The following is a 26670-nucleotide window of genomic DNA, read 5'->3' as shown; positions in this document are numbered from 1 at the left end:
TTAATGGTTTTTTATGAGGACGGTAATGTGCATACTCAAGCCAAGGTGTTACTGAAAAGAAGTGCTAGTTTGCCTTTTGTTGAACTACGCCAAGCTGTGCATTCTGAAGCGTGTTACCACAGCCATTCTCATGATGAGTTTTCTTTTGGGCTTATTGACACAGGTGAAGCGGTGTATAAGAACATGCAACGGCAAAATAGCATTAGTGCCGGCCACAGCGTGACCATTAACCCAGGAGACGTACATTCATGTAACCCTAAGCAAGGTGCTTGGTCTTATCGGATGCTGTTCGTAGATACCGCGTGGCTTGGTCAGCTACAACAAGAGATGCTGGCAAAACCGGCGAGTGATTATCGGCCATTTACCCACCAGTACTTAGATTGTTCTAGTACGTTTTCTTTATTAGATAAGTTGTTTTCTGCCGTCCACTTAGATCAAAGCTGCTTGCAGCAAGAGAGTTTATTGGTCAGTTTTTGCGAGCAACAATTTGGTCAACCACAGAACTTGCGTGCTGATTTAGCGTGTTTGGCAAAGCCACAAATAAAGCGAGTGCAAGAGTGTATTCAAGATCAGCTGGCTATGCACTTAAGTTTGACTGAACTTGCAGACGTCGCAGGTTTAAGCCGTTACCACCTAGTGAGAAGCTTCAAGCGAATCTACGGTTTGTCGCCGCATGCTTTTCAACTTAATCAACGTATCAATCGGGCTAAAGCCTTGTTAAGAGATGGCGATAGTATTGCAAATACGGCTTTGGCGTTAGGTTTTGCTGACCAGAGCCATTTTCAACGTAATTTTAAGAAGCGCTTAGCACTAACGCCAAGGCAGTACCAAGGCTTCTTTGTATAGCTTAACGCTTAGTTATTTAAAGACTTTAGTACTGGTAACAAATCACTAGGCTCTTGGCGTTTGGTGTAATCTGCGTCAATAAAGGCGCTGGCGATAGTACCGTCTTGAGCAACTACATAGGTTACGGCTAGCGGCAAGCCAAATTGACCTTCACCATTGTGCTTCTCTACCTCAATACCAAAAGAAGAATAGATAGGGCGCAACTCCTCGGGTAAGGCAAATACAATATCTAAACTTTTTGCATAGTCTGCATTTGTGTCAGTTAATACCTGAAACTGTAATTCGTTCTTCTCGGTAGTGCTTAGTGAGGCGTCGGGTAACTCGGGAGTTATTGCCACTAAGTTAGCGCCTAAGGCTTTTATTTCCGGTAATATTTGCTGGTATGCACGCAGCTCTAAATTGCAATATGGACACCAACCGCCGCGGTAAAAAGTGATGATAAGCGGGCCTTTGGCTAACAAGCTGCTCAGTGACACCTGTTCACCGGTTTGGTTAGCTAGGGTAAAGTTAGGTAACACTTGGCCTGCTTGCGGTGCCTTTTTCGCTATTTCGCTTTCTGCTAAATTTTTAGTGGCTTGTTTCATTAGCTTTTGTACATCTAATGGCGCTTTTTGGACAAATGAAGCGATGTAATCGGCGATTTCTGTTTGCAAACTCATGACTATTCCTTTGGTTGTATGTTGAATACATTTCTTGAATGTTCGTTCAAGTTGGATGTATTCAAACAGTTTTTGAATGTTCATTCAAGTTAATTTTGAACAAACATTCAAAAAGCTGTCTAATCGTTGTAAGCAAGGTATAATGTGGGTGTTAAACGCTAGAGATGAAGGTAACGAGAATTCCCATGGCAAAGGTGCAATTTCAACGAGAACAGGTATTAGAGCAGTCGACCAAATTATTTTGGCGTGTAGGTTATCACGCTGCGTCAATGCAACAGGTGTTTCAACAGACTGGTTTAAAACCGGGCAGTGTTTACTTGGCCTTTGGCAATAAACAAGCCTTGTTTAAAGAGTCTTTGGCGCATTATGCGCACACCACTCGACAGGGTATCCAGCAATGCTTAAGCGCTGCTAGTAGCATTGAGCTAGGTATATGCCAAATTCTCGATACTATGTTGCAGCAGTCGCTTAATAGTGATTATTGCAGCTGTTTTTTAGTGAAGAGCCAGTTGGAGTTTAGCAATGAGCCTGAACTACAAGGTTATGTGAGTGAGCAACTGCAGCAAATTGAAGCCTTGTATGCTGAGTTTTTAATGTCGCTTTATGATGAACCCGAAGCAAAAGCCAAGGCGTGCAGCTTAATGCTACATATTTTTGGTATTCGGGTGTACAGCTACCACAACACTGGGGTTCAGCAAATGCGTCAAGCTGTAGAGGAGGGCTTATCGTGGCTACCTTGGCACAGTTTTAATACCCAGCATTAAGGCTGTCTCCTATTCAGTGGTCAGCTTTATTGGGGCTTAAATAGAGCCTAAGCGCTAGTCCAACGTGTCATTTGTACACCCTGTTGATGTCAGTTTTGGCTTGTGCTCAAGGGTAATAATATGCGTATTCCTTTGCTACCACGCTATTTGTGTGCCATCCCAAGCCCAAAATTGTCCAGTGTGTTCGCTGGTTAACGTTGTTATTTTTTTCAATAAATAAGCGGCACTTTGTTCGCTGCTGAGTAGCTTAACCGCCGGAACATTTCGCTGAAATGGCTTCGATAACTCGGTGTCGGTAGTACCAGGATGCCAAGCGAGCACACATATTTTGGGATGACTACGTTGCCACTCTATCGCAATGTTCTTCAACACCATATTCAGCGCCGCCTTTGAACTGCGGTAACTGTGCCAACCGCCTAAGCGGTTATCGGCAATGGATCCTACTTTGGCAGAGATACTCACAAATACACCTGTTGTACTGGCTTTTATGGCGTTTGCTGCGTATTTGGCTAACATAAGGCTGGGCAAAGCATTGAGCTGCATACTTAACATGAAGTTGTCTGCTTGGCATTGGGCCAGGCTTTTTTCGGGCTTAAGTGTTGATGAGTGTAAAACCCCTACGCAGTTGATCAACCAATCTAGTTTATCTATTTGACTAAATAGTTGGGCAATACTCTGCTCGTTGCTTATATCAAGCGGTTGCCAATTAAGTTTAGGGTGTTGGAAGTGTTGAGGATTGACATGCCAAGTGGCAATGACTTGTTGTATATCTGATCGTTGGCAAAGTTGCTTGACTAACGCTAGGCCAATGCCACCGCTACCACCTACCACCAATACCTTCATTAAATGTACCCTGTTTGTCACTGTCGTTAATAGCTATACGCATAAACAGAGCCTGAAGTTTGCTGGCTGTGACAAGCATTAAGCAAAATAATGAGTGGGGTGAAGCAGAAGAGAACAGGAAGGAGTAATAAAAGTGGCAAGCTGTAGGCTTGCCACTTAAGCCGGCTTAGAACAAGTGGCTGTATTGCATAGAGTAGTAAATAGCATCTGAGCGAGTGTGGCCAACTACGGTTGAACTTGGGAAGCCAGCACCCTCTAGAACAGCGCTGTCTTCTCGAACTTCAACATCTTCACCACGAACAAAGGCTAGGCCAAAGTCGATAGTCGCGTTTTTGCTTAAGTGGTAGCTCGCGCCAGCGGTGTACCAGTTACGATCTGAGTCTGGAATAGACAGCGAGCTAATCTCATCAACTACACCCTTGTCGTGCATGTAACCGGCACGGGCTGTCCAGGTATCGTTAATTTGGTAAGTACCACCAACACTAAACAACCATGAGTTTTGCCATTGGTAGCTTTTTACCGTAGCGTCTGGTGCTGAACCGGTAACGGTAATATGTTCAAAATCACCCCAGCTAGTATGTTGCGCAGTGTAGTGAACTGCCCATTTAGGGCTTAGCTCATGGTAACCGGCAATTTGGAAAATGTTGGGAAGTGGAATGTGAATTTCGTCGTAGGCTTGGCCTTGATACTCTACTTTTCCGTCAGCCTTAAAAGTCGGGCTCATGCGGTAGCTCAAACCTAAGCGGTTTTTATCATTGATTTCGTAAGTGGCACCAACAATGCCACCTAGGGCCCAACCATCGGCTTCAACATCTACCAAAGAGCTCTGAACTCCTGAACCGCCTTGAATTTCACCATTACGTTTGAGTGTGCCTTCACCGTAAATCATATCTAAACCCGCGCCAATACTAAATTGTTGGTTAATGCGGTAAGACAGGCTTAGGTTAAGGTTAGAGGTAACGATTTCGGTTTTACCAAATAGGTCTACTGGGGTAATTGGTGCGCCGCTGTTGTTTAGCGAGCTAATATCGGTACCCGTACCAAAGTTACTAAAGGCTGCCACACCCACCGCAAAGGCGTCGTTAATGGGGTGAATGTAGTAGATGTTAGGAATGACTTTATTGTCGGCTGCGTCTGGTTCGCTTCCGTAGTCAATTGGACCGTAACTTACATCCTTAATGGTCACATCTACTTCAGCATAGGTTAAACCCAGCGATAAGGCTTTACGATCAAACATCGCCATGGCGGCAGGGTTACGTGACAATACCGAGGCATTATCAGCAATGACTGCATCACCAGAAAAAGCGCGGCCGATACCGGTTGCTGATTGGCTATTAAGTTGGAAGCCAGCCGCTAGGCTTTGGCCAGTGACTAGCGAAACGCTAAGGGCAAGTAGACTTAATTTACGTTTATTCATAACTGCTGGTCTCTAATATAGTTGCTTTCAGTCCGCTGGGCGTAACTGTATTGTTTTATTTTTGTAATAATCGAGGGCATCTTAGGTAACTGATCGGTCCTCTACAACTCCGACCAGAGCGAATATTCTAATATGAAAACTGTTAGTCGCAGTTAACTTGTGGCTGTTAAGCTAGATAAAACCTGAGTTTTCAGCTAATTATTTGGTTACTATTTGTTAACAAAAATGCAAACTAAGAGCATTGTAGTAATTTGCTAAACTTTGATCTAGTAAGCAAAATCGCGAATTAACGCACCGAGCTTCGCTAAGGCTGACTGGCTCGTTATCGCATTAAATCAGCTATCTATTTGAGCCAGTTTATTGCTATTTTGTTATTGATTAATGGAGTGGCCGATCATGTTTTATCAATGGTGCGGTTCCTAAGTGATAGTGTTTTTTGGGGTGTTTTATTGATAATTTTTGCTGCTTAAGCGGGTTCGTTCATCGATGTAGGCGCTCAGTGATGCGCAAACAATACGGTTGTGCTTTGGGTATTTTGCTGGGGACGCTGATTAATGTTGCCTGTGCAGAACAAAGCCAGACCTTTCACGGTCATTTTGTCTGGGGGCATGAGGTGAGAGAATTCAGCCCCTGCAATGGCGAGACTGTTTGGTGGCAAGGCGACTCCGGTTTAGTCGATGAGTTAGCCGATTACTATCAAGCAAATACTTCAAGCCCTTATCAAGCCATTTATGTGAGTTGGCGGGGGCAGTTATTGCCTGCTGCTAAAGACGGTTTTGCGGCTGACTATCCAGCGGTATTGCAAGTGACCGAAGTGCTTAAATGGCAGCTTGCTATTCCGCCCAGCTGCAAAGCGGGTATCACTCCATCAAGTTAAGGATGACGATGACGTCTATTTTGAAATGCTTATTTAGCCTTGTTACTGTGGCCGCGAGCCTTTCTAGTTTACTGGCGTTTGGTGTTAGCTGGTGGCCGCTATTGTTTATTGGCTTAGCCTTGTTTGTTGCTGCCTCTGTTTATTTTCAAAGCATTGATTATATTGCTATTTTATTGGCTAGAGTTGGCGGCGTATTAGCGCTGCTGGGCTTGGCCTTATTGATGCTTGCGGCCACTGTTGGTGGTTCGTTTCATTTATCTCCGAGCAATTGGTTAATGGCTGGCATGATGCTACTTATGGCTCTATTCGGCTTGAGTGGTTTTTTCTGGGTGGCTCGGGCTGCTGAAGCCATTTCTGATAAGGATTAACGATGTTGAAAGCGATTCACCATGTGGCGATTATTTGTGCTGATTATGCTCGTGCGAAATATTTTTACACTGAAATATTGGGCTTAACGATTGTGGCAGAGCATTATCGTCAGCAGCGAAATTCATACAAACTGGATTTAGCTTTGCCTAATGGTGAACAAATTGAGTTGTTTTCTTTTGCCGACGCTCCGCCTAGGCCTAGTTACCCTGAGGCACAGGGCTTACGCCATTTGGCTTTTGCTGTCGATGATATACAGCGGGTAGTGGCGTATTTAACGGGCAAGGGCATAGCGGTAGAGCCCATTCGGGTAGACCCTTATACCGGTAAACAATTCACTTTTTTCAATGACCCTGACGGTTTGCCCTTAGAGTTGTACCAGTTATAGCTGTGTCTTGCTTTGGGCCTCTGTTTCCGCCTTATGGACTGTCCTTGTTACAATAGTCGCTCTTAATTTATTGATCCTAAACTTATTTTTTAACGTAGGCATAGGAATATAATAAGGTAGTAAAGGTTTTTTGATGAGCAAGCAATTAGTATGGTTTCGAAATGATTTACGAACTAAAGACAACCAGGCCTTAACTACCGCAGTCGCTAGCGGTAAGCCGGTATTAGCGGTTTATCTTGTGTGCCGACATCAATGGAAACAACATCACTTAGCCCCCATTCAAGCTGATTTAATCATGCGTCGTTTGGCGCAACTACAGCAAGATTTAGCCTTACTCAATATCCCATTATTGGTGGTTGAAATTGACAGTTTCAATCATGTGCCGCGGTGTTTAACCGAGCTTTGCCAGCAGTACCAAATTAGCGATGTACACTGTCATTACCAATACGAACTTAATGAGCAGCAGCGCGACAATGCGGTATTGAGTGCCTTAAGTTCTAACAACGTGAGTTTGCTGCAATATCATGGTGAATGTGTCATGCCGCCGGGCAGTGTGCTGACTAAAAACCGAGAAAATTTTAAGGTATTCACTCCCTTTCGAAAAACGTGGGTGTCAGGCTTAACAGAACGAGAATTTAGTCCCATTGCTGCGCCTGCAGCGATTGATCAAGCGCTCCTTCCTGAAGCATTTTTAGCGTTGTTGAAAAACAACACGCCACTACCACCTTGTTCCTATGAACGAGCTGATAGCAGCAAATGGGCTTGTGATGACCCCTCGATTATTCAACAGTTACGTGATTTTAGCGCCAGTAAAGCGGCCGATTATAAGCAAGATCGTGATTTCCCAGCCTTGGCTGCGACCAGTAACTTGTCCGCCTATTTAGCCTTGGGGATGTTGTCTCCACGCCAATGTTTAGCGCGGATTTATCTCGACCATCCTCACTGCTTAGACGCGCAAGAAGGAGGAGCGTTTACTTGGTTAAGTGAAATTGTTTGGCGAGAGTTTTATCGCCACTTAATTGCGGTCAATCCCAGGTTATGTAAAGGCGAGGCCTTTTTGGCGTGGACTCAATCTATTGCTTGGCAACAAGACCTTCATCTATTACAAGCATGGCAACAAGGGCAAACGGGATACCCTATTATCGATGCGGCGATGCGCCAACTTAAATATACCGGTTGGATGCATAACCGCCTGCGTATGATTGTGGCCAGTTTTTTAACTAAAGATCTGTTGATTGATTGGCGCGAAGGCGAGCGCTGGTTTATGCAGCATTTAATTGATGGTGATTTTGCTTCCAACAACGGAGGATGGCAGTGGGCCGCATCAACAGGCACCGACGCTCAGCCTTATTTTCGTATATTTAACCCCACCACTCAGGCGCAACGTTTTGACCCCAATGGCGATTTTGTTCGCCATTGGGTTCCTGAGCTTAGCGACATTCCCGGTAAAAAAGTCCATCAACCGCATAGTTGGGCTGAAAAAAATGGGCACAGATTGGCTTATCCACTGCCGATAGTGGATCACGCGATTCAGCGTAAATTAGCATTGAGCTTGTTTGAACAGGCTAAAAAAAGCACTTGACCCTCCAGTTGTAGGAGACTTTACACTATACTCTGCATGCTGACTGGTGGAGTAGGTGATGAGCATTACATTGGAGTTTCCTTTACAAGGGTTGCGCTGTGCTTCTTGTGTATCAAAAGTAGACGCTATCTTAAAACAACAAACCGCGGTGTTAGATAGCTCGGTAAACTTAGCCTTAAACAAGGTGCGCTTATCCACCAATCAAAGCGGGGTGCTGATTGCACTGCGGCAGCAGCTTAGCGATGCTGGCTTTGAGATACCCTTTGAGCAGCATACGCTGAAAATAGAAGGGCTAAATTGTGCCAGCTGTGTGGCCAAACTTGAAACGGCACTGAACAAACTAGATGGCGTTGACAAGGTTGCGGTTAACCTAGCGCTCAATCAGCTCAGTGTTGAAGTCCTTCCTGATGCGCAGTATTTGGCAGCAGTGAAACAAGCGGTTGAACGCTGTGGTTTTAAAGTGGCTTTGCAAAGCGAAAACATACCCAAAGCTCAAGCCAAGGCCTTGCCTTGGCGGCTAATCACCAGCCTTTTTTTGTCTATCCCACTAGTATTACCGATGTTGTTTAGCCAACTACATTTGCCAGCTGTATGGCAGTGGTTATTGGCTACGCCGGTACAGTTTTGGCTTGCTGCCCCTTTTTACCGGGGAGCTTGGCTAGCGCTAAAACATCGCACCAGCACCATGGATACCTTAGTGGTGATGGGAACATCCACCGCTTATTTGTACAGCCTGTATTTGTGGTTAAGTGGGGCGGGGGGGCATCTTTATTTTGAAGCCGCTGCAGTGATCATTAGTTTAGTATTGGTGGGTAAACACTTAGAGCAAAACGCCAAGCAGCAAGCCGCTAAAAATATTGCAGAGCTGGTGAATTTAAGCCCTAAACTCGCTTCTCGAATTAACGCTCAAGGTATCGCCGAGTCAATAGCCGTAGAGCGTTTAGCGCTAGGTGATCGATTATTGATTAAGCCTGGTGAAGTACTACCCGCTGATGGACAGGTGCACTGGGGAAGCAGTGAAGTGTCTGAAGCGGTGATCACTGGTGAAAGCAAACCCTTAACCAAGCAAGTAGGCGATAAAGTCTTGGCTGGCAGTTTGAATGGCTCAGGTTTATTGCAAGTCACTGTGAGCGCCGAAAATAAAGACAGTACCCTTAATAAAATCATTCAATTGGTCAACGAGGCGCAATCAGGTAAAGCGCCTATTCAAGGTTTGGTTGATAAAATAAGCCATTATTTTGTGCCGAGTATTTTGTTGATAGCCTTAAGCACGTTAGTGGTGTGGAGTATGCTGGGTGACTTTGCGCAAGGGATCGTGGCGGCGGTATCGGTATTGGTCATTGCTTGCCCTTGTGCTTTGGGCTTAGCGACGCCCACGGCATTAGTGGCGGGCACGGGAAGGGGCGCAAAGCTGGGTATCTTGTATCGCAATATCGAAGCCTTAGAGCGCAGTCATCAAGTAACCAAAGTGGTGCTGGATAAAACAGGAACTCTTACTCAAGGCAAACCGAAACTGGTGAATATTCATAACGATAGTGACCTGAGTGACGCGCAGTTGTTAGTGTTATGTGCTAGTGCTCAGCAGGGCAGTCAGCACCCTTTAGCCTCGGCAATGTTAGCCAAGGTCGATCCCGCTAAGCTATTACCTTTAGACCATTTTAATAGTTATCCTGGGGCAGGCATTGAAGCGCAAATCAGTGGTGAGCACGCAGGTTTATTATTTATCGGAAACCAAGGCTTTATCGAGCAGCAAGACTTAGCGTTGAGTGAGCCGCAGTTGCAACTAGCTAAACAATGGCAACAACATGGTTTAACGGTTGTGTTTGTGGCGAAACCTGAAGCGGTCTTGGCGGTACTTGGTCTGGCTGATGTTGAGCGAGCCAATGCAAAAGCTACCGTAAAAGCCTTGCATCGATTAAAACTTGAAGTACATATGCTTAGTGGTGATGCTGAGGGCGTGACAGAGGAATTCGCCAATAAAATGGGGATTAGCGACTGGCAAGCTGAGTTACTCCCTGAACACAAGTTACAGCACGTTAAGCAGCTGCAAGGCAGCGGTGTGGTAATGATGGTCGGTGATGGTGTCAATGATGCGCCAGCCCTTGCGCAGGCTGATGTTGGTATCGCAATGGGCGGCGGAAGTGATATAGCCTTAAACAGCGCCGATGTAGTATTGATGCGTGATGATCCTTTGCTGATAGCGCAGGCGATTGCGCTAGCCAAGCGCACTTGGCAAACACTACAACAAAATTTGTTTTGGGCTTTTGTGTATAACCTGATAGGGGTGCCAATTGCGGCCATGGGCTTACTTAATCCCGCGCTGGCCGGGGCTGCAATGGCTTTGAGCTCGGCCTGTGTAGTTAGTAATGCTGTACGTTTAAACTACTGGCAAGGGGTGCGTGATGTATAAAATTGGTGAAATGGCAAAGCGTTGTGGTTTGTCGGTAAAAACCGTGCGTTACTACCATGACATTGGTTTAGTCGAAGCCCTTAAGGCCGATAATGGCTACCGCTATTATCGCGCCGAGCAGATTGCCCATTTGCAATTTCTTGCCAATTGTCGGCAGTTAGGGTTTGGCCTACCCCAAAGCAAGCAGCTGTTGTCGTTGTATGTTGATAAACAAAGAAGTGCCGGAGAAGTAAAAAAGATTGCTCAGCAACATTTACTGGAAATAGAGCAGCGTATTGAACAATTACAGCAATTGCACCACAGTTTGGCGGTGGTGGTGGAGTGTTGTCAAGGTGGCCAACGGCCAGATTGTCCAATTATCGAAGGCTTAGCCAGTGGTCAAGGCTTAGAAAAATAGTCTTAACATGCGGGCTTAGATGAAACCTAGGGTAAGCGATGGTTATCCTAGGTTTCATTATAGTTAGAAGCTCACCGCAAAGCCTAGGAAATGAAGATACATATCAAAATGACCATGTAGGTTGTTGCCTGGTAATAGTTGGTTGTCTTGGTTAATACCCGGGGTTCCTGCGTCAGAGTATTCGTAAAACAAGTCCACGGGCACTTGATTGATAGTCGTCCTCAGACCTACAGAATAACGAATTTGGCGATCTACCGGTAGATCTGGTGATTGAAATTGCGCTTCATCTAACGGTGACGTTTCGTAAGAAACGCCTAGCTTTAAGCGCCAGTTATCGTTGATTTGATAGTCTGTACCTAGTGCTAATGCCCAAGTATCTTGCCAGTTTCTGGCGATGCTTTGATCAGAAGAAGCGATGATGATCTCGGTAGTGTCGAAATCACTCCACTGGTACCAAGATAGGGTGCTAAATACTCCCCATTGCGAATTAAGCTGATGGCTTAGATCTGCACGAGCAAAAGCAACGGCATCGATTCTCATTGAATAGTCGGCGACTTGATTGAGGTAACTCACACTGTCGTTAAATTGATGCTCTAACTTAGAGCGATAGCTTAAGCCTGCTATTGTGTCTTGGTTAAATTGATAGACTGCACCTAAATTGTAACCCAATGCCCAATCACTAGTGGGGGTCATTGCTAAGGGTTGCCCTATCAATTGAGTACTCATATCTACCGATGCGTAGTTGACCTGCATACCGGCAGCAAGTGATAGCTGATTATTAATTTTGTAACTCACTGAGGGGTTAATTTGAAATGTTATTAAGCTTGTATCTACCACTTGAGTAGAGCCTTTCCAGCCCGATCCATAGTCTAATGCGGCACCGCCAATGGTCGTAATTGCTATGCCTGCAGCCCACTGTTCATTTAAGGTTTTATTATAAAATAAGCCGACAGCGCCTAGCCATCCACCAGAGTCTCTAGAGTTATCTGATGCGTTTTGGCTATCATAATAGGTATTAGATAGATTTAAGGCTAAGCCATTCACGGTAAATAGATCTTGTTCCATAAAGGACATAATGGCGGGGTTGGACCAAATAGCCGCCGCCGAATCTCGGTAGACACCATCACCCGCGCCGGCGGTGCCTAAGTTGGCATATGCTGCCTGAGGTAGGTGAAAGCCGCCAGCAAAAAGATTCGCTGAAAAGCCGTTTAGCATTAAGCCAAACAGCACTATTTGGATAGTTTGTTTCATGAAATAGCCTTTACAATCGATAGTAATTTTGAAGTGCGCGGGGAGTGTAAAGGAATGAGATTTAGCAGTGCTTATTTATCACACAATGTATCAATAAATGGTAAAAAGTGATTTAAGTTGTCTTCTTGCGGCGGAGAAATAGTCAATGCTTAAAGAGAGTGAAGTGATTAACTGCGGCGCAAGCGGACCACTTTCATTATTTCAAAATCAAAGCCCGCGCGTTTTTGTACGCTAGGATAGTAACTGAGGTTAACTCTAGCCCCAGTTAAGTCTTGATAACGTTGCTTACGTTTGTAAATGAACGGCACATCATGGCCGCTAATCATTAGGGTATGTAAGATCCAGTCCTGCTCTTCACGTTGAACATGCGAGGACACCTTAATGTTTTCTGAATGAAACAATTGAGGGCGTTTTTTTAGCAGGGTCTCTGGATCTTTCTTCAACATTTTGGTTTAGCCGTAGACGCACAAATAAGCGGTTTCAGTGGGTACTTTTAATTGAAATTTAGCGTTGCCGGGGACATTAAATTGCTCACCGTCTTTATAGCTTGTCCAATCACTTTCACCGGGTAGCTTAACAATCAACTCACCGGCTACTACGACCATGAGTTCAGGTTCGGCGGTACCGAATTCATATTCGCCCGCGGCCATAACGCCAACCGATGATGGTTTTTCTCTACCTGCAAAACCGATAGATTTTACTTGTCCATTAAAGTACTCATTACTCTGTAACATCAAATTTCCTTGTTTGAAGTGATTGTAGAAAAGAGCAGGCTAGCATAATGTGACGCTATTTGGATCTATCTCTTGGTTGAATGCACAATGAATGAGCACCCTATGAATGCTAATGAACCTTTCGATAAGGCAATGTTACTTAAAGTTGCCCGCCATAAAATGCCTTTTGGTAAGTATGCGGGCCGAGCCATTATACTACTGCCTGAGGAGTATTTATTGTGGTTTGTTAATAATGATGGTTTTCCCGCGGGTGAATTAGGTCAGTTGATGGCACTCGCTTTAGAGATTCAAATTGCGGGTTTGGAAAAGATCATTTGGCCTCTAATGGACAAAAAAGAGCAGTAATTTTCGCCTATATCTGGTTGTTTTTCACACAGCTCTTTGCTAGCGTATTGTTTCTAAGTGCTTTTATTGAGAACTTTAATCAAAATTTAATATTAAATATATGATTAAGGGGTGAAATTACTGAGTATTTAGTAGATAGTATGAGTCGCTGTAGCAATGCTTGTTGATATTCCAAAGGTTTTGGCCTATCTAGTTTTAGGTGTGGTTAACTTTTTGTCGCTGGCTTGCCTAGCTAATACGTTAATTTACACACGAAATATGAGAGGACGATAATGTCAGGTCAGGGATTATCAGGAACCGTTAAATGGTTCAATGACGAGAAAGGTTTTGGTTTTATTGCGCAAGAAAAAGGTCCAGATGTATTTGTTCACTTTCGCGCTATCAACGGTGACGGTCGTCGCACTTTGGCTGAAGGCCAAGCGGTAACCTTCGACGTTGTACAGGGTCAGAAAGGCCCTCAAGCTGAAAATGTAACGCCTTTATAAGTTTTAGTTTCACCGTTTCACAGTTTCAGTCAAAAACGCGATCTGCACCAGATGGCGTTTTTTTTTCTTTACAGCTTAGACTAAGGTCCGATAGTGATACTGTTGTCAGCGGCCTAGGGGCTTTGTTAAGCTGCTGACTCTTAAACTTAAATATTCTAGAAGCGTTCTATGTCGTCATAGCGCCAAATTAGCATGTTTTATTAAGTTTGCTGTGGAGTAACCTAGCTTGTGGTTTTAAATTCATCTTTAGTTCCGAGATTACAAAGTGTAGCGGATCGGTTTTGGCATTTCTCTAAGCAAGTTTATTCGGCCCCTGAGGTCAAAAAGCTATGTTTATGCTTACAAGATAAACACCACCGAAATGTGAACTTATTATTGTGGTTGAGTTTTTGCCAACAGCAATCTTGGACGGTTAATTTAGAGCTTTTACTCACTCATATCCGCTGTAGCGAACATAAGCTAACAGCGTTTCGCTTGCATCGGCGAGCGATGAAACCTCACCTTAGTGATACTCAATATCAATTATTACTTAAACATGAATTAAAGTTAGAGCGTCGTCAGCAGCACTTACTAGTGCTAAGCCAACAACGCCACCCAGGCGGTCAATCTGCTGAGGCAGCCCTCAAAGACTACCTCGAACAAATAGATGCAGCCTCTCAATACCTAAACAGCATAAGCATGGCTAGCCAGCAGTCTGCTTAGTTTTGATGTTGATAAAGGGTTTTATATAGGCCTGCCTGTTCAATCAAGTCTTGGTGTTCGCCAACTTGACTAATTTCTCCGTCATCAAGTACATAAATTAAATCGGCCTGTTTAATCGCACTTAAGCGATGGGCAATGATTAAAGTGCTGCGATTACTTAAAAAGCGCTGTAAATTGTGGTGTAACTTAGCTTCGGTGTCGGTATCTAACGCTGAGGTCGCTTCATCTAAAATCACCACTTGCGGTTTAGCTAAAATCATTCTGGCTATGGCTAAGCGTTGTTTTTGCCCCCCCGATAAACGCACGCCACTGCGGCCAACGACTGTATCTAGTTGGTTTGGTAGCTTTTCAGTTGTTGCTTTAAGCTCGGCTGAGCTTAAAGCTTGCCACAATTCTTCATCGCTATGCTGTTTGCCCATATTAAGATTTTCTCTTATGGTGGTATTAAACAGGATCGGCTGTTGAAGCACGGTGGCAACATTGCTTCGAATAGCGGCATAGCCGACTTTTTCTATTGGCGTGTCATCAAGGAGTATTTGGCCACTATCCTTTTGATAGAGGCCCAGCAATAAGTTAACCAGGGTAGATTTTCCGCCACCACTTACTGAGACAATAGCTACCTTCTTACCCGCTGGTAGCACAAGGCTAATGTTCTTGAGTACTGGTGAGTCAGGGGTGTAGCTAAAATTGACGTCTTTAAATTGAATATCAAAATTTTGCTTGCTGGCAAAAGGGTCGACTTCACAAGGGTAATGGGGCTCTTGTTTCAGCTCGAATAATTGGTTGAGCCTAGCCATGGCTGCATTGGCGCTAAAATAGCTGTATTGGATGCTGAGGATTTCTTGTACGGGACCCATCATAAACCATAGGTAGCCAAATACAGCAAAAATTTGCCCAACAGTTAAGTCTGAAAAAACCACCATTAACATGGCGATAGCGCGGAATATTTCGAAACCTACTAAAAAGATGGTAAAGCTTAAGCGGTTTACCGCATCGGTTTTCCAGTGCGACGAAATAGCGTGATCTTTTAACTCACTGGCAGCGCTGACGACGCGAGCAAAATAATGCCCTTCACGCTGAGTCGCTCGGAGCTGTTGGATACTATCTAGCGTTTCAATCAGTGCTAGCTGGAAAGACTCAAAAGCAGCATTTTCTTTTTTCTTTAGCTCTTTAACATGCTTGCCAAACGATCGAGAGAAATAAATAACCGCAGGGTTTAATAGCAGAATTATTAAACCTAACTGCCAGTCTATCCATAATAAAATGGCCGCGGTGCCGATAATGGTGAACAAAGCGACCAAAAACTTCGACAGGCTTTCACTGATAAATTTATCGAGGGTTTCAACATCAGTAATACAACGGGCACTGATCCCGCCAGACCCCTGAGTTTCATATTCTCGAAGTTCTACCTTGGGTAAATGCTCAACCAGGCGTTGGCGAATCAAAAAGCTGATTTGTTTGCCGATAAAAGTGAATTGTCGAGATTGCAGTACCCCGACTATCAGTGACAACAAACGCAAACTAATTACCACCGCCAAGATGGTGAGGATGTAGCCGGTGGGTTTATGCCACACCTCTGGCAGTAGATTTTGCATCATTGCAATTGCATTGCCGGGTTGGTTAAGCAGTACTTCGTCTACCAATAACGGCATCATTAATGGAATAGGTACACTGACTAAAGTCGCTAAAATGGCGATGAGGTGAGCGTATACCAAGGGTTTCTTATATTGAAAAATTTGTTGGCGAATAGTTGCCCAAGTAAAAGCGGGAGAGGCTGAGCCTGAGTTCATAAGTTAAATAAGAATCTTTTTCATTTGCGATAAGCTAAGTCTACGAAGACTGACATGAAAAAGCTAGCGTTGCCGCAGCTAATCGTTTAGCTGCGGCTTGAAGATTATTCTTCGATGTCGTCGCTATCAATATCGATGGGATTGATGGCTTTCTTTTGGCGAACAATGGGGGCATCCCCCATATCTGTTCCAACGTCAAAGGTGCGGTTGGCTTTAACCGGCTTATCTTTTTTCACGCTGCTGCGCTTTTTGCTTTTGTTTGGTTTCGCTTTTAGCTGGGCTTGTTTTTTGGTAGGGGCGCGTAAGCCTTTGAACTTAGCCGCTAGGCCTTCACCTTCTAGTATTGTAAATTCGACTTTTTGTTCTAGTAAGGCCTCTAAGCTCTTAAAGCTATTCCAATCTTTTGGTCCAACCAAGGAATAGGCTTTTCCAAGGTTTCCTGCTCGACCGGTTCTGCCAATGCGGTGCACATATTCTTCAACATGCTTGGGCATGTCGAAGTTAATCACGTGTGATACCTGAACAATGTCTAGCCCTCGCGAGGCTAAGTCGGTGGTAAACAAGACTTGTTGATGACCTCGACTAAACTCATCCATGATTTTGTTGCGAGCACCTTGGCTTAAGTCTGCGTTAAGCGCTGAGCACGTTAAACCTTGCTGATTAAAGGCGTCGGCTAAACGCTGGGTATCGGCGCGAGTTGCGGTAAAAACAATGGCTTGTTTCAGTTGATCTTGCTTTAGCAGTTGGCTCAACTGAAGCTGTTTTTGGTCTAAGTTATCACTGAGAACAAAGTGTTGGCTGATATCTTGATGCTGAGTGAAACTAAAGCCTACAGCGATTCGTTCTGGTTCATTAAGTAACTTCAAAGCAAATGAGTTAATGGCGGCATCATCAAGGGTTGCTGAAAACATCAAGGTTTGGCGTTTACGGTGATTTGCCGCTTGATTAACGATGTTAAGCTGTTCTGAGAAACCTAAATCTAGCATTCGGTCTGCTTCATCTAGGATCAGCAACTCTAAACCCTCAAGATATAAATGACGCTTACTTAGGTGATCAGCCAACCGGCCGGGAGTCGCAACAATGATGTGCGGGTCTTTACGTAACACCTTGCTTTGGTCGTTAAAGTTTTCGCCACCGCTAATTAAACAAGCGCGCGTCTGGGTATTGGCTACCAGCAGACGCAGTTGAGCAAACACTTGTTTTGCTAGCTCTCGGGTTGGCGTCAAAATAAGGGTTCGTGGGTCTCGCTTAGAGAGCGCTCGAGTTTTCAACATTCGCTGCATAGCGGGAAGCAGGTAAGCCAAGGTTTTGCCTGAGCCTGTTTTTGAAGACGCTAGCAGATCCTTGCCTGCCATTGCTGCCGGGATAGCTCTGGTTTGTATCTCGGTAGCTTCGGCGAAGCCAAAGTGTTCAATGGTTTTGTTTAAGCGAGGATCTAAGCCAAATTCAGAAAACTGCAAGTTGTTACTCTCAAATGATAAATGTGACTCAGATTATAACCGTAAATGGCTACGCTCACATTAAGGATTCAGGCTTAATTGCTTTTTAATCTTGGTTTCATGCCAATTGAAATGGTAAACCGTGTTATTCAGTGAAGACCCCCGTCAATGACCAGCCTTACATGAGCATCATGGGCAGATCGACTTTAACGATGAAAGCTCAAGAAATAAACGTTTCCACTTGCCTATAAGGGTCTGTCTTGCCATAGTGAGATTATTAATATTAAGCATAATCAAAGGACTGGAAATGGCTGATGTTTCAGAGGATAAGCTTAAATCAAAACGTAGGTTCTCTTTCCATCTTCATTTAGTCAGCGTGATGATCTTAATGCTTATCGCTAGTGGTTTGGTGATCGGCACCTTAAATTATCTCCATACCAGCGATATTGTTGCCAAGAACCAAGCGCGAGCTTTGCAACAAGTGGGGCGTGCAACGGTGTCTGAACTTGAAGGGATCATGTACCCTGCTCAGAACTTTGTGCATAGCTTGGCAACGATGAATCTATCTATGCAGCAGCTTGATAGTGAACAACATAGCTGGTTACCAATGCTCTATTCAGCCTTGAGCCAACAACGTAGTTTATCTGCGGTGTATATGGGTTATGCCGATGGGGATTTTTATCTAGTTAGGCCACTAAACACTGAAGCCAAAAGGGGGGTAGTGAACGCGCCCGAGGGGGCTGTAGTATTAGTCACTAAAGTGGTTGATGGTATATCGAGCTACGACTTTTTCGATGAACAATTGAAGCCCTTAGTCGACCTTGTTTCGCGGGAGTATCAGCTGGACCCGCGAGAGCGCCCTTGGTACCAATTGGCCATGGAACAGTCAGACTTAGTGGCTACCGACCCCTATGTTTTTTATACCACCAAAGAAGTTGGTGTTACCTTTGCCCACGCTAACAACGACCGCGATATGGTGGTCGGCGCCGATATTACGCTTGCCAGCGTCTCCAAAAGTTTAAACAATAATTTAATTAGTCGCTCTTCTCAGTTAGTGATGTTTGATGAAGACTATTCAGTTATCGCGCACCAAAATCCTTCTTGGATCGCTGAGCACCTGCAGATTGACGAACAAGGGGTGGTATTACCGCGTCTTGACCAACAAGATTTTGGTTTACTTTCTCAACTGGCTAGCCATACAGAAAGTGGCAATGCCGATAGTTTTATTATTGAGGGAAAGGAGGAGGATTGGATTGGCCAAATCATCAATCTGACCCTAGATGTCAAATCAGAACGTGAACATTTATCGCTAAATAGGCTTTACCTAGGCTTAGCCTCACCCGAGGATGAAATATTAATGGAAGCCAGAACGGCGCGGGATCAGTCGATAATTTTTAATATTTTTATTGTCTTAATTTCGATTCCTATTGCCTGGTACGTATCAAGACTTGTCGCTAAACCACTTCGAGAGTTAATGAATCAAAATGAAGCCATAATGGCCTTCGATTTTGACGCAACTAAGCCGGTTAATTCCATTGTATTAGAAGTGCATCAACTGAGTAAAATTACCGAAAAACTGAAGGTGACCATTCAGCAATTTGCAGATGTTTCAACGATGTTGGGCGAAGAAGATAACTTTAGCCGCTTATTAGAGAAAAGTGTTCAAGAGATGCAAACGGTCTTGGGGATGAGCAATGGTGCAATTTGGTTAGTGCACGATCAACAGTTTGTATTGCAAACGCCCTCGCCAGATGAACTTTCTTTGCCTAAACAGTTTGTTGATAGTGATAGTTTATCTCAGCCTTTGTTGAAGCACCTTTTAGATGCTACTAGCACTGCCGAAACGAAGTTTAAGCAGTTTGAACATGAAGGCAAAAAACTCAACTTAGTTGTTTGCCCTATGATTAACCGCGATGGAAAACTGGTGGGGATGATCGCGAGCTTTAGCTTTGAAACTGTCACGGTGTCAGCACGGATCATGTCGTTTATTGATGCCTTAAGCAGTGTGGTTACCATCGCGATTGAAAACCGACACCTCATTGAATCACAGAAACACCTACTGGAAGCATTCATCAAACTGACCGCTGGTGCGATTGATGCTAAGTCACCCTATACGGGCGGACACTGCCAACGCGTACCTGAGCTCACTAAAATGCTGGCTAGCGCCGCGGTAGAGCAACAACATGGAGCATTTTCAGATTTCACCATGAGCGATGACCAGTGGGAAGAGCTCTATATTGCCAGTTGGTTGCATGATTGTGGCAAAGTGACTACGCCTGAATATGTGGTTGATAAAGCGACCAAGTTAGAAACAATTTATGACCGGATCCATGAAGTGAGAATGCGTTTTGAAGTATTAAAACGCGACGCCCAGTTAAACTACTGGCAAGAAGTAGCCAAAGGCATTGATGAGGCGCAGCAGGCATCATTGCATGCAATTTTGGATGCGCACTTACGACAGCTAGATGAAGAGTTTGCCTTTGTAGCTCAATCTAATATAGGTGGTGAGTTTATGGGGCAAGCCGATATTGAGCGTTTACATGAAATAGCACAACGCACCTGGCTGCGAACCATCGACGACCGCTTAGGTCTGTCACACATGGAGTTAGACCGCCGTAGCTCAGTGCAGCACACGCTGCCAATAGAAGAGAAACTGTTAGACGATAAGGCCGAGCATATTGTTTTTCGACGGGAAGATGAGAAGATTGCGGAGAATAACCCTTGGGGTTTCAAACTTAAGGTGCCGGAATATAAATATAATCGCGGTGAGTTGTATAACCTCAGTATTGCCCGTGGCACCTTAACTGAAGAAGAGCGTTATAAAATCAATGATCACATTGTGCAAACGATCATTATGTTAGATAAACTTCCCTTTCCCGACCATTTACGTAGAGTTCCTGAGATTGCAGGCGGGCACCATGAAAAAATGGATGGTAGTGGTTACCCAATGCAGCTGACTAAGGAACAAATGCCAGCTACGGCAAGAATGATGGCGGTTGCCGATATATTTGAAGCTTTAACGGCGGTAGATAGGCCTTACAAAAAAGGCAAGAGTTTAAGTCAGTCGCTAAAAATTATGCATTTTATGTGTAAGGACCAACATATCGATTCAGATATTTTCCGTTTGTTTTTACAGTCGGGGGTATATCTCGAATACGCCAATTTATATCTGAAACCGGAGCAAATAGATACGGTAAACATCGAGGACTATTTACCTGAAGAAGCTTAAGTGCGGTGACTATGCTGTTTATACCTAAGCCTTTATAGCCACAGCCTTTGGTGCTCTGTTTATGGGTTTAGTAAAGACTGTTCAGCAATATTTAGCAGTCTTTAACTAAAGCTTTAATCACCAACAACGATATTACGCCCTGCACTTTTTGCGTTATACAGTCGCTCATCGGCATGGTGTAATTGGGCTTCTAGATGTTCTTGTAGTTGATTGGTTACGCCAATACTAACGCTGATAGATAGCGGTATATCATTATAGGTAAAGCGGGTCGCCGCCACTTTAGCTCGAAATGCATCGAGCAGTTGGTAAGCTTGCTCGTTATTTAAGCCGGCGAACGCTACACTAAATTCTTCGCCGCCGGTTCTGGCAAATAAAAAGTTAGCTAAACCTAATTTCATCATTGCAGAAAAGTGGCTCAGAACGGCGTCTCCGGCTTCATGACCATGTTGATCGTTAAAGTTTTTGAAATGATCAATATCCAGCACCGCCACGGCTAGTTGGCTATTTTTGTCGTGCGCCGTTTGGTGTAATTTTCGACCGTGCTCAACGAAGTAGCGGCGATTGGGTATTTTAGTTAGGTAATCTTGATAGGCTGCTTTTTCGAGTCTTTCTACTAGGGCTAGGGTATGTAAGCTGTGATTAACTCGACATTGAAATTCTTCAATTGAGAAGGGTTTATGTAGGTAATCGTTTGCGCCATTCTTAATGAATTTGCTTGAAACAGTGGCATTATCGGCAGATGACAGCCCTAAAATGCTCAGTCGACGCTGGCCCATTTCATGTCGTATTTTTTGGACTAATTCGAAACCATCCATATTTGGCATCTGGTAGTCACTGATTAACAACTTAATCTCTGGGTCTTGTTGTAAGTATTGGTAAGCTTGAAGGCCATCAGTGGCTTCTATCACTTGAAACAAATGACGATGCAATAAACCACAAATGTGTTTTCTTGCGAGATCTGAGTCTTCAGCCACCAGTACTTTTGTATGGCGATTCTGATGGAGTTGATTGATGGAATCAAAAGCCAGTTCGTAAGAATATCGGCCTTCTTTCAATACGTAATCCACCACACCTTTGATGATCAATAGTGATTGAGTTTGTTCATCAAATGAACCGGACAGCACAACAGTAGGGAGGCCTTGCTCTAGCAAAAAATCGATTAACTCGCCATTGGGAGCATCGGGTAAATTGAAATCTGCGAGGGCTGCGAAGTAGTTATCGGGTTCTTCAAAATAGGCAAGCTTGGCTTGCGCTAAGCTAGAGGCAAATACGGGCTCTAAATCGTTCAGGCGTGAAGATAAATGGCTGAGAATTTTCAACACTGTAGGGCTGTCTTCGACGATAAGAACTTTTTGCATATAGTACTTTCCCAATTAGTCTCGTTTAATTGTAGAACAAAGGCTCACTTTAAGCTGAGGTATAAGCTCGATGAGTATTGCAAATATGGCTTAACTACTTTGATGGTAGCTATATCCTAGTCGTTAACTTATCGGCAGGTTTTAGATTAAATTTACGTGCTTAGTAATAAAATAGTTTTATGATTTATAACAAAATTACTATCGATTTTTATTTGCGCCAGAGTATTATAACTTTGCACTATGCTAAGACATAAAGGTTTGTTTTTTCAAGAGGGACATTGATGTATTGGGCTGAATTCTTAACCGTTATACTGGTACACCTATTGGCTGTGGCTTCACCCGGCCCAGACTTAGCTGTAGTGCTTAAAAATAGCGTATCCGTTGGCCGCAGAGCCGCTATCTTCACATCCTTAGGGGTCGGGAGTGGCATCATGGTACATGTTATTTATTGCTTGCTAGGGATTGGCTTGATTATCTCTCAATCTATTTGGCTGTTTAACCTGATTAAATGGTTAGGCGCAGCTTACCTTGTTTGGATCGGCATCCAAGGCTTGCGGGCTAAACCTCAAAATGCTGACAATATTACTGTGAGTAGAAACTTAGTTCTCAGTGATAAGGGGGCATTTTTAAGCGGCTTTATGACTAATGGTTTGAACCCAAAAGCCACGCTTTTTTTCTTGTCTTTATTTACTGTAGTGATTAGCCCAAGTACCCCTACATTAGTGCAATTGGGCTATGGTATATATATGGTCGCCGCTACCGCTTTGTGGTTCATGATGGTTTCATGGTTGTTTAGTACTCAACGTGTAAGAGCCAAGTTTTTGCAGATAGGCCATTGGTTTGACCGAACTATGGGTTTAGTTTTAGTGAGTTTGGGAATTCGTTTGCTATTTAGCAGTCAGAAGTAATATACAGCTGCATATTCTAAAGGGAGTGCTATGAAAGCGGCCGCATGGTTCGGGCAAACAAAAACACGTTGGCTAGACGTTAATCGCTGGCAAAAAGCTACGGTTTACTTGGTGGCGGTTTTCGTACTTTATATTATTTTGTCTTTAAGCTTGGTGCCCTGGCTGATAAAGCAACAGCTTGAGAAGCAACTCTCTGCTATCAGTGGCCACCCTGTGAGTGTGCAGCAAGTGGCATACCACCCATTAAAGCTTTCTTTGACCTTACGACAGCTTGCTATTCGAGACATTGCTCCAGAGCAACACCAAGATCTTTTTAGCTTTGACCGCTTGTATGTAGATTTCACACTCAGTTCGTTATTTTACTGGAGTTGGAATTTTGAAAAACTTGAGTTAGATGGTTTGTTTTTTCATCTAAGCAGGCTGAAAGACGGCTCAATAAATACTGATAGTTTATTTCCCTCGGATGGCCAAGTAGCACCAGTTGATAGTAACGATGACCAAGAGGCTAGCGTACCACGGCTGCGGATTGGCCTTTTTGTGCTTCGTGATGCCCAGTTTAAAGTGAGTGATTACTTACCGGAAGACGCCGTTGATTTTGCCATTTCTAACATCGATTTTTCACTGAGTGACTTTTATACCCAAAAGACAGGGGAAGCTGCTAATGGTTACAGTATCGACGCGCAAGTGGGAGAGCAGGGTCGATTGTCTTGGAGTGGCAATGTAGATTTACCTGCCTCGTTAATCTCGGGCAATATCGCTTTAGAACAGTTCCCATTGCCTAACGCATTTGCTTTTATGCGCCCTTATACTGATTTACGTATTACTCAAGGTGCAGTGACGTTCAGCTCTAATTACCTGATTGACTTTAAAGAGCAGTTTCAGTTTTCAACTGATCAAGGTCATTTGTCGATTAGTGATTTTGAGGTTCAAGCTATGCAACAGACTCGCAGTGAGTTTGTTTTACTTGGGCTAGACAATATCGCCTTCGACCTGCAGCAACAGATTCTTAACCTTGGTGATATTAGCTTGTCAGATGGCATGTTTAGCGCTGCTTTTGATGAACACTCCCAGCTTAATTGGGCTTCTTGGTTTCACTTTGAAAAGTTACTTGCTGAAACTCAAAATACTGAGCAGTCTACCAATCAGCCTGCACAAGCTGGGGCGGTAGCTGACTCGGCCGAAGCGTCTAGCCCGCCTTGGGTTATTGCCCTAAATGGCTTTAGCGGAAAGCAGTTTGATTTACTGTTAAACGAGTCGTGGTTAGGCCAGAAAAAAACTCACCCCTTGACCTTAGACTCTCTGCAAATTAGTGGCTTTTCTAGCGACATGCAGCAAACCACAGCATTATCTTTGCAGGCGCAACTGTATCAAGCCAGCCCGGTTCGCAGTGAACTAACGTTCAACGGCCCCGAGCAACGGTTACAAGGCACAGTAAGTCTTGATAATTTGGCCTTGAGTCAACTCAAAAAATGGTATGACCCATTTGTACAACTACAGATTAACAGTGGCCAGTTAGCCTTAAGTAGTCAATTGGCTATGCATTTTGTTGATGATGCTTTTCAGCTTAGTTCGGAGCAGGGGGTGCTGCAATTATCTGAGCTGAGTTTGGTTGCTCCTGAGCAAGCCGAGCAGCCCGCTTGGTTGGAGGCTAAACAGCTCAAAGCTGAAGGCATTCGATTTGAGTTAGCAAAGCAAGACCTGTCAATCGCCAGTATTTCTAGTGAGGGCTTGGCCCTTATCGCTAGTGTTGATGAAGCTGGCAAGCTAGATGTCATTGAGCAACTCCAATTGGCGGCCAGCGATGCCTCAATGGGGGCTGAGCAACCTTTACCGGATAGTACCGCTGCTGCTATTGAAACGGCAGTAGAATTACCTAAAGATAAGATCTCTGCTGAGCCTTTAGCTCCTAGCCAAGAGCTTGAAGCCAGTTGGCAGGTAAGCATTGATGCTTTAAAGGCCAGTAATTCAAGTTTTAGTTTAAGTGAGCCGTTCTCTGGGGAGCGATTAAATCATCAGTTATCCGCACCATTAATCACCGTGAACAATATTGAATCAAGCTTGAGTGCACCTATTAATATTGCCCTGAACCTGCAAGCCCAGCAAGGGGGCGAAGTGAGTATTGAAGGAGAGCTAGCCATTGCCCAACATAAAGCAGAGTTAGCGCTAGTGGTTGAGCAACTTGGATTGGCATTTTATCAGCCTTATCTGGCCCGTTATACAGAGCTTAAAATGGAGTCGGCTGATTTCTCTACTGAGCAACAGTTGCAGCTTAATTGGCAGCAAGGCTTTGATATCGCCATGCGTGGCCCATTAAGTATTGAACAATTGCATTTAAAAGATGCCCGTGCCCAGTCTGACTTACTTAAGTGGTCTGAATTTAACTTAAGTCAATTGGACTTAGATACGGCTAAACAGCGATTAGTGTTGGGTGACCTCAATGTTATTCAGCCTTACTTTTTGATTCAAATATCTGAGGATTTTTCTACAAACTTAGCGGGAATTGTTAAATCATCAACAGAATCAGAATCAGAATCAGAATCAGAATCAGAAACAGAAGTCGTGGACAGCGATGCGCCAAAACCCAGTGCTAAACCATGGCAGGTGAGTATCGCCAGCACCCAGTTTAGCCAAGGCTTGGTAGACTTTGCCGATTATTCTTTAAGTCCGAATTTTACCGCTAAAATTGAAAAAGTGGAGGGCAAAATCGGCACCTTGAGTCAAGATCCTACGCAGCCAGCCAAAGTCAGTTTAAGCGGTGAAGTTGATGGTTATGCGCCTGTAAAATTTGCCGGAGAAGTCGCTCCTCTCGCACCGCAACCCGCTTTTGATGCGGCCTTAGATTTTAAACATTTAGAGCTTACTCGCTTAAATGCGTATTCCGGCACTTATGCCGGTTACGTGATAGAGCGCGGCCAAATGTCTTTGGCGCTGGCCTATAAACTCAATCAAAACCAATTGCAGGGTAGCAACAATGTGTACATTGAGCAGTTGCAGTTGGGCAAACGTACCGACAGTGATAAGGCGACTTCATTACCCGTAGAGTTGGCGATTGCATTGTTAGAAGATGACCAAGGGGTCATTGACCTAGGCCTTGAGGTAAGTGGTGATGTCAATGACCCTGATTTTAATGTTGCAGGATTGGTGTTTAAAGCGTTAGGTGGGGCCTTGAAAAAGATCATTACCTCTCCTTTTGCGTTAATTGGTTCGTTGATTGGTAGTGAAGAAACCCTTAATGAAGTGAGCTTTGTGGCTGGCAGCAGTGAGCTGGGTGACGAGCAACTCAAGCAACTTTCTACCTTAGCAGTAGCGTTGCAAAAACGGCCTCAATTGAAACTTAGCTTACTAGGTTCTGTAGAACCGTCTCAAGATATTCCCGCCTTAAAGCGTCAACAACTGGCCACAACATTAATTGCCAATTCTGGTCTAGATATGCCGGTTCAATCTGTTGATTTAAGTGCTGTGCTGGATAACCGTAGTTTGCGGACAGCATTAGTTAATCTGGCTCAGCAGCAATTAGAGCAAGCAAGCCGAGATATAGACAAGCAACAAATCACTCTCAAGTTGACTGAGCAAGAAGCCTTAAGCCCTCAACAGTTAAACCTTGATTTGCACAGTCTTTGGTATCAACGCTTGGTGGATACCATCGAGTTAGCAGAGGGTGACGTGGCCAGCTTAGCCGAACAGCGAGCCGTTTCTGTAAAAGATGCGCTAACCGAGCAATATGGTTTGTCGATTGATCGTGCCTTTGTTGAGCGCCAAGCCCTTGAGAAGCAAGCGGACAAAATGCTAGTTACCATAAGTGTTATTGCAGAGTAAGCGTTATAGCTATTGCCTTAAGTGGAGCCTTACGGATAATGCCGGCATGTTGGTAAGGAATTAG

The 26670-nt window shown here is 44.2% G+C and carries 23 protein-coding genes; 14 read left to right on the top strand and 9 right to left on the bottom strand.

All coding sequences use genetic code 11. From position 1 onward, the window contains the following. Positions 1–3 precede the first annotated feature (3 nt). Entirely contained in the window at positions 4–846 is an 843-nt protein-coding gene (locus tag ACVFI8_RS05265; RefSeq protein ID WP_457873252.1) for an AraC family transcriptional regulator, read from the top strand. Between the two features lie 8 nt (positions 847–854). Here the strand turns inward: ACVFI8_RS05265 and ACVFI8_RS05260 are convergent, their stop codons facing one another. Then, positions 855–1505: a peroxiredoxin-like family protein gene (locus ACVFI8_RS05260; protein ID WP_457873251.1), complete on the bottom strand. Its 651-nt coding sequence runs from the start codon at positions 1503–1505 to the stop codon at positions 855–857. 185 nt (positions 1506–1690) lie between these two features. On the opposite strand from ACVFI8_RS05260, the gene ACVFI8_RS05255 reads away from it, so the two are divergent. After that, complete coding sequence (locus ACVFI8_RS05255; RefSeq protein WP_248714508.1) at positions 1691–2269, top strand: TetR/AcrR family transcriptional regulator; 579 nt, start codon at positions 1691–1693, stop codon at positions 2267–2269. A 135-nt stretch (positions 2270–2404) separates the two neighbouring features. Here ACVFI8_RS05255 and ACVFI8_RS05250 read toward each other — a convergent pair whose 3' ends face one another. Next, positions 2405–3112, bottom strand: coding sequence for an SDR family NAD(P)-dependent oxidoreductase (locus ACVFI8_RS05250; RefSeq protein WP_457873250.1), 708 nt, complete (start codon positions 3110–3112; stop codon positions 2405–2407). Between the two features lie 166 nt (positions 3113–3278). Next, positions 3279–4529 carry an OmpP1/FadL family transporter gene (locus ACVFI8_RS05245; protein ID WP_457873249.1) on the bottom strand — a complete coding sequence of 417 codons (1251 nt, stop codon included), beginning with the start codon at positions 4527–4529 and terminating at the stop codon, positions 3279–3281. Positions 4530–5031: 502 nt separating this feature from the next. Between ACVFI8_RS05245 and ACVFI8_RS05240 the strand changes: the two genes are divergently transcribed. The 6 genes from ACVFI8_RS05240 (at position 5032) to ACVFI8_RS05215 (ending at position 10549) form a co-directional block, all read left to right on the top strand. Then, positions 5032–5406, top strand: a complete 375-nt coding sequence (locus ACVFI8_RS05240) for a hypothetical protein (protein WP_457873248.1) — start codon at positions 5032–5034, stop codon at positions 5404–5406. A gap of 8 nt (positions 5407–5414) precedes the next feature. Continuing rightward, positions 5415–5774, top strand: a complete 360-nt coding sequence (locus ACVFI8_RS05235; protein WP_457873247.1) for a hypothetical protein — start codon at positions 5415–5417, stop codon at positions 5772–5774. Between the two features lie 2 nt (positions 5775–5776). Further along, a complete protein-coding gene (gloA2, locus tag ACVFI8_RS05230; RefSeq protein WP_457873246.1) occupies positions 5777–6160 on the top strand; it encodes an SMU1112c/YaeR family gloxylase I-like metalloprotein in 384 nt (127 codons plus the stop codon). 133 nt (positions 6161–6293) lie between these two features. Then, entirely contained in the window at positions 6294–7742 is a 1449-nt protein-coding gene (phrB, locus tag ACVFI8_RS05225; protein ID WP_457873245.1) for a deoxyribodipyrimidine photo-lyase, read from the top strand. 58 nt (positions 7743–7800) lie between these two features. Next, positions 7801–10152, top strand: coding sequence for a heavy metal translocating P-type ATPase (locus ACVFI8_RS05220; protein WP_457873244.1), 2352 nt, complete (start codon positions 7801–7803; stop codon positions 10150–10152). Next, positions 10145–10549, top strand: a complete 405-nt coding sequence (locus ACVFI8_RS05215; RefSeq protein ID WP_248714516.1) for a MerR family DNA-binding protein — start codon at positions 10145–10147, stop codon at positions 10547–10549. The genes ACVFI8_RS05220 and ACVFI8_RS05215 overlap by 8 nt, the downstream gene beginning before the upstream one ends. 63 nt (positions 10550–10612) lie before the next feature. Here the strand turns inward: ACVFI8_RS05215 and ACVFI8_RS05210 are convergent, their stop codons facing one another. The 3 genes from ACVFI8_RS05210 to ppnP all read right to left on the bottom strand — a co-directional run bounded on the left by ACVFI8_RS05210 (position 10613) and on the right by ppnP (position 12534). Beyond that, entirely contained in the window at positions 10613–11800 is a 1188-nt protein-coding gene (locus ACVFI8_RS05210; protein ID WP_457873243.1) for an OmpP1/FadL family transporter, read from the bottom strand. A gap of 167 nt (positions 11801–11967) precedes the next feature. Beyond that, positions 11968–12246 (bottom strand): hypothetical protein, encoded by a 279-nt coding sequence (locus tag ACVFI8_RS05205; RefSeq protein ID WP_248714518.1) that lies wholly within the window; start codon positions 12244–12246, stop codon positions 11968–11970. Positions 12247–12252: 6 nt separating this feature from the next. Further along, positions 12253–12534 carry a pyrimidine/purine nucleoside phosphorylase gene (gene ppnP, locus ACVFI8_RS05200; RefSeq protein ID WP_248714519.1) on the bottom strand — a complete coding sequence of 94 codons (282 nt, stop codon included), beginning with the start codon at positions 12532–12534 and terminating at the stop codon, positions 12253–12255. A 102-nt stretch (positions 12535–12636) separates the two neighbouring features. Here ppnP and ACVFI8_RS05195 point away from each other — a divergent pair, with 102 nt between their 5' ends. The 3 genes from ACVFI8_RS05195 to ACVFI8_RS05185 all read left to right on the top strand — a co-directional run bounded on the left by ACVFI8_RS05195 (position 12637) and on the right by ACVFI8_RS05185 (position 14066). Further along, positions 12637–12879 (top strand): DUF3820 family protein, encoded by a 243-nt coding sequence (locus ACVFI8_RS05195; protein WP_457873242.1) that lies wholly within the window; start codon positions 12637–12639, stop codon positions 12877–12879. 272 nt (positions 12880–13151) lie between these two features. Then, complete coding sequence (locus ACVFI8_RS05190) at positions 13152–13364, top strand: cold-shock protein (RefSeq protein WP_248714521.1); 213 nt, start codon at positions 13152–13154, stop codon at positions 13362–13364. 228 nt (positions 13365–13592) lie between these two features. Beyond that, positions 13593–14066, top strand: a complete 474-nt coding sequence (locus ACVFI8_RS05185) for a TIGR02444 family protein (protein ID WP_248714522.1) — start codon at positions 13593–13595, stop codon at positions 14064–14066. Here the strand turns inward: ACVFI8_RS05185 and ACVFI8_RS05180 are convergent. Further along, positions 14063–15856 (bottom strand): ABC transporter ATP-binding protein, encoded by a 1794-nt coding sequence (locus ACVFI8_RS05180; protein WP_457873241.1) that lies wholly within the window; start codon positions 15854–15856, stop codon positions 14063–14065. The genes ACVFI8_RS05185 and ACVFI8_RS05180 overlap by 4 nt on opposite strands. 104 nt (positions 15857–15960) lie before the next feature. Then, positions 15961–17316: a DEAD/DEAH box helicase gene (locus ACVFI8_RS05175; RefSeq protein ID WP_248714524.1), complete on the bottom strand. Its 1356-nt coding sequence runs from the start codon at positions 17314–17316 to the stop codon at positions 15961–15963. A 286-nt stretch (positions 17317–17602) separates the two neighbouring features. Here ACVFI8_RS05175 and ACVFI8_RS05170 point away from each other — a divergent pair, with 286 nt between their 5' ends. Next, entirely contained in the window at positions 17603–20524 is a 2922-nt protein-coding gene (locus tag ACVFI8_RS05170; RefSeq protein ID WP_248714525.1) for an HD domain-containing phosphohydrolase, read from the top strand. A 113-nt stretch (positions 20525–20637) separates the two neighbouring features. Here the strand turns inward: ACVFI8_RS05170 and ACVFI8_RS05165 are convergent, their stop codons facing one another. Next, on the bottom strand, positions 20638–21882 hold the full coding sequence (locus ACVFI8_RS05165; protein ID WP_248714526.1) for a diguanylate cyclase: 1245 nt from the start codon (positions 21880–21882) through the stop codon (positions 20638–20640). Positions 21883–22163: 281 nt separating this feature from the next. Between ACVFI8_RS05165 and ACVFI8_RS05160 the strand changes: the two genes are divergently transcribed. Together ACVFI8_RS05160 and ACVFI8_RS05155 are read left to right on the top strand one after the other, a co-directional pair. Next, positions 22164–22790: a LysE family translocator gene (locus ACVFI8_RS05160; protein WP_248714527.1), complete on the top strand. Its 627-nt coding sequence runs from the start codon at positions 22164–22166 to the stop codon at positions 22788–22790. Between the two features lie 30 nt (positions 22791–22820). Beyond that, positions 22821–26606, top strand: a complete 3786-nt coding sequence (locus tag ACVFI8_RS05155) for a DUF748 domain-containing protein (RefSeq protein ID WP_457873240.1) — start codon at positions 22821–22823, stop codon at positions 26604–26606. Positions 26607–26670 lie beyond the last annotated feature (64 nt).

The sequence above is a fragment of the Agarivorans sp. MS3-6 genome (genome assembly GCF_054112545.1).
Note: the sequence above shows the minus strand (reverse complement) of the source record. Positions and strands in the feature narration are given on the sequence as shown.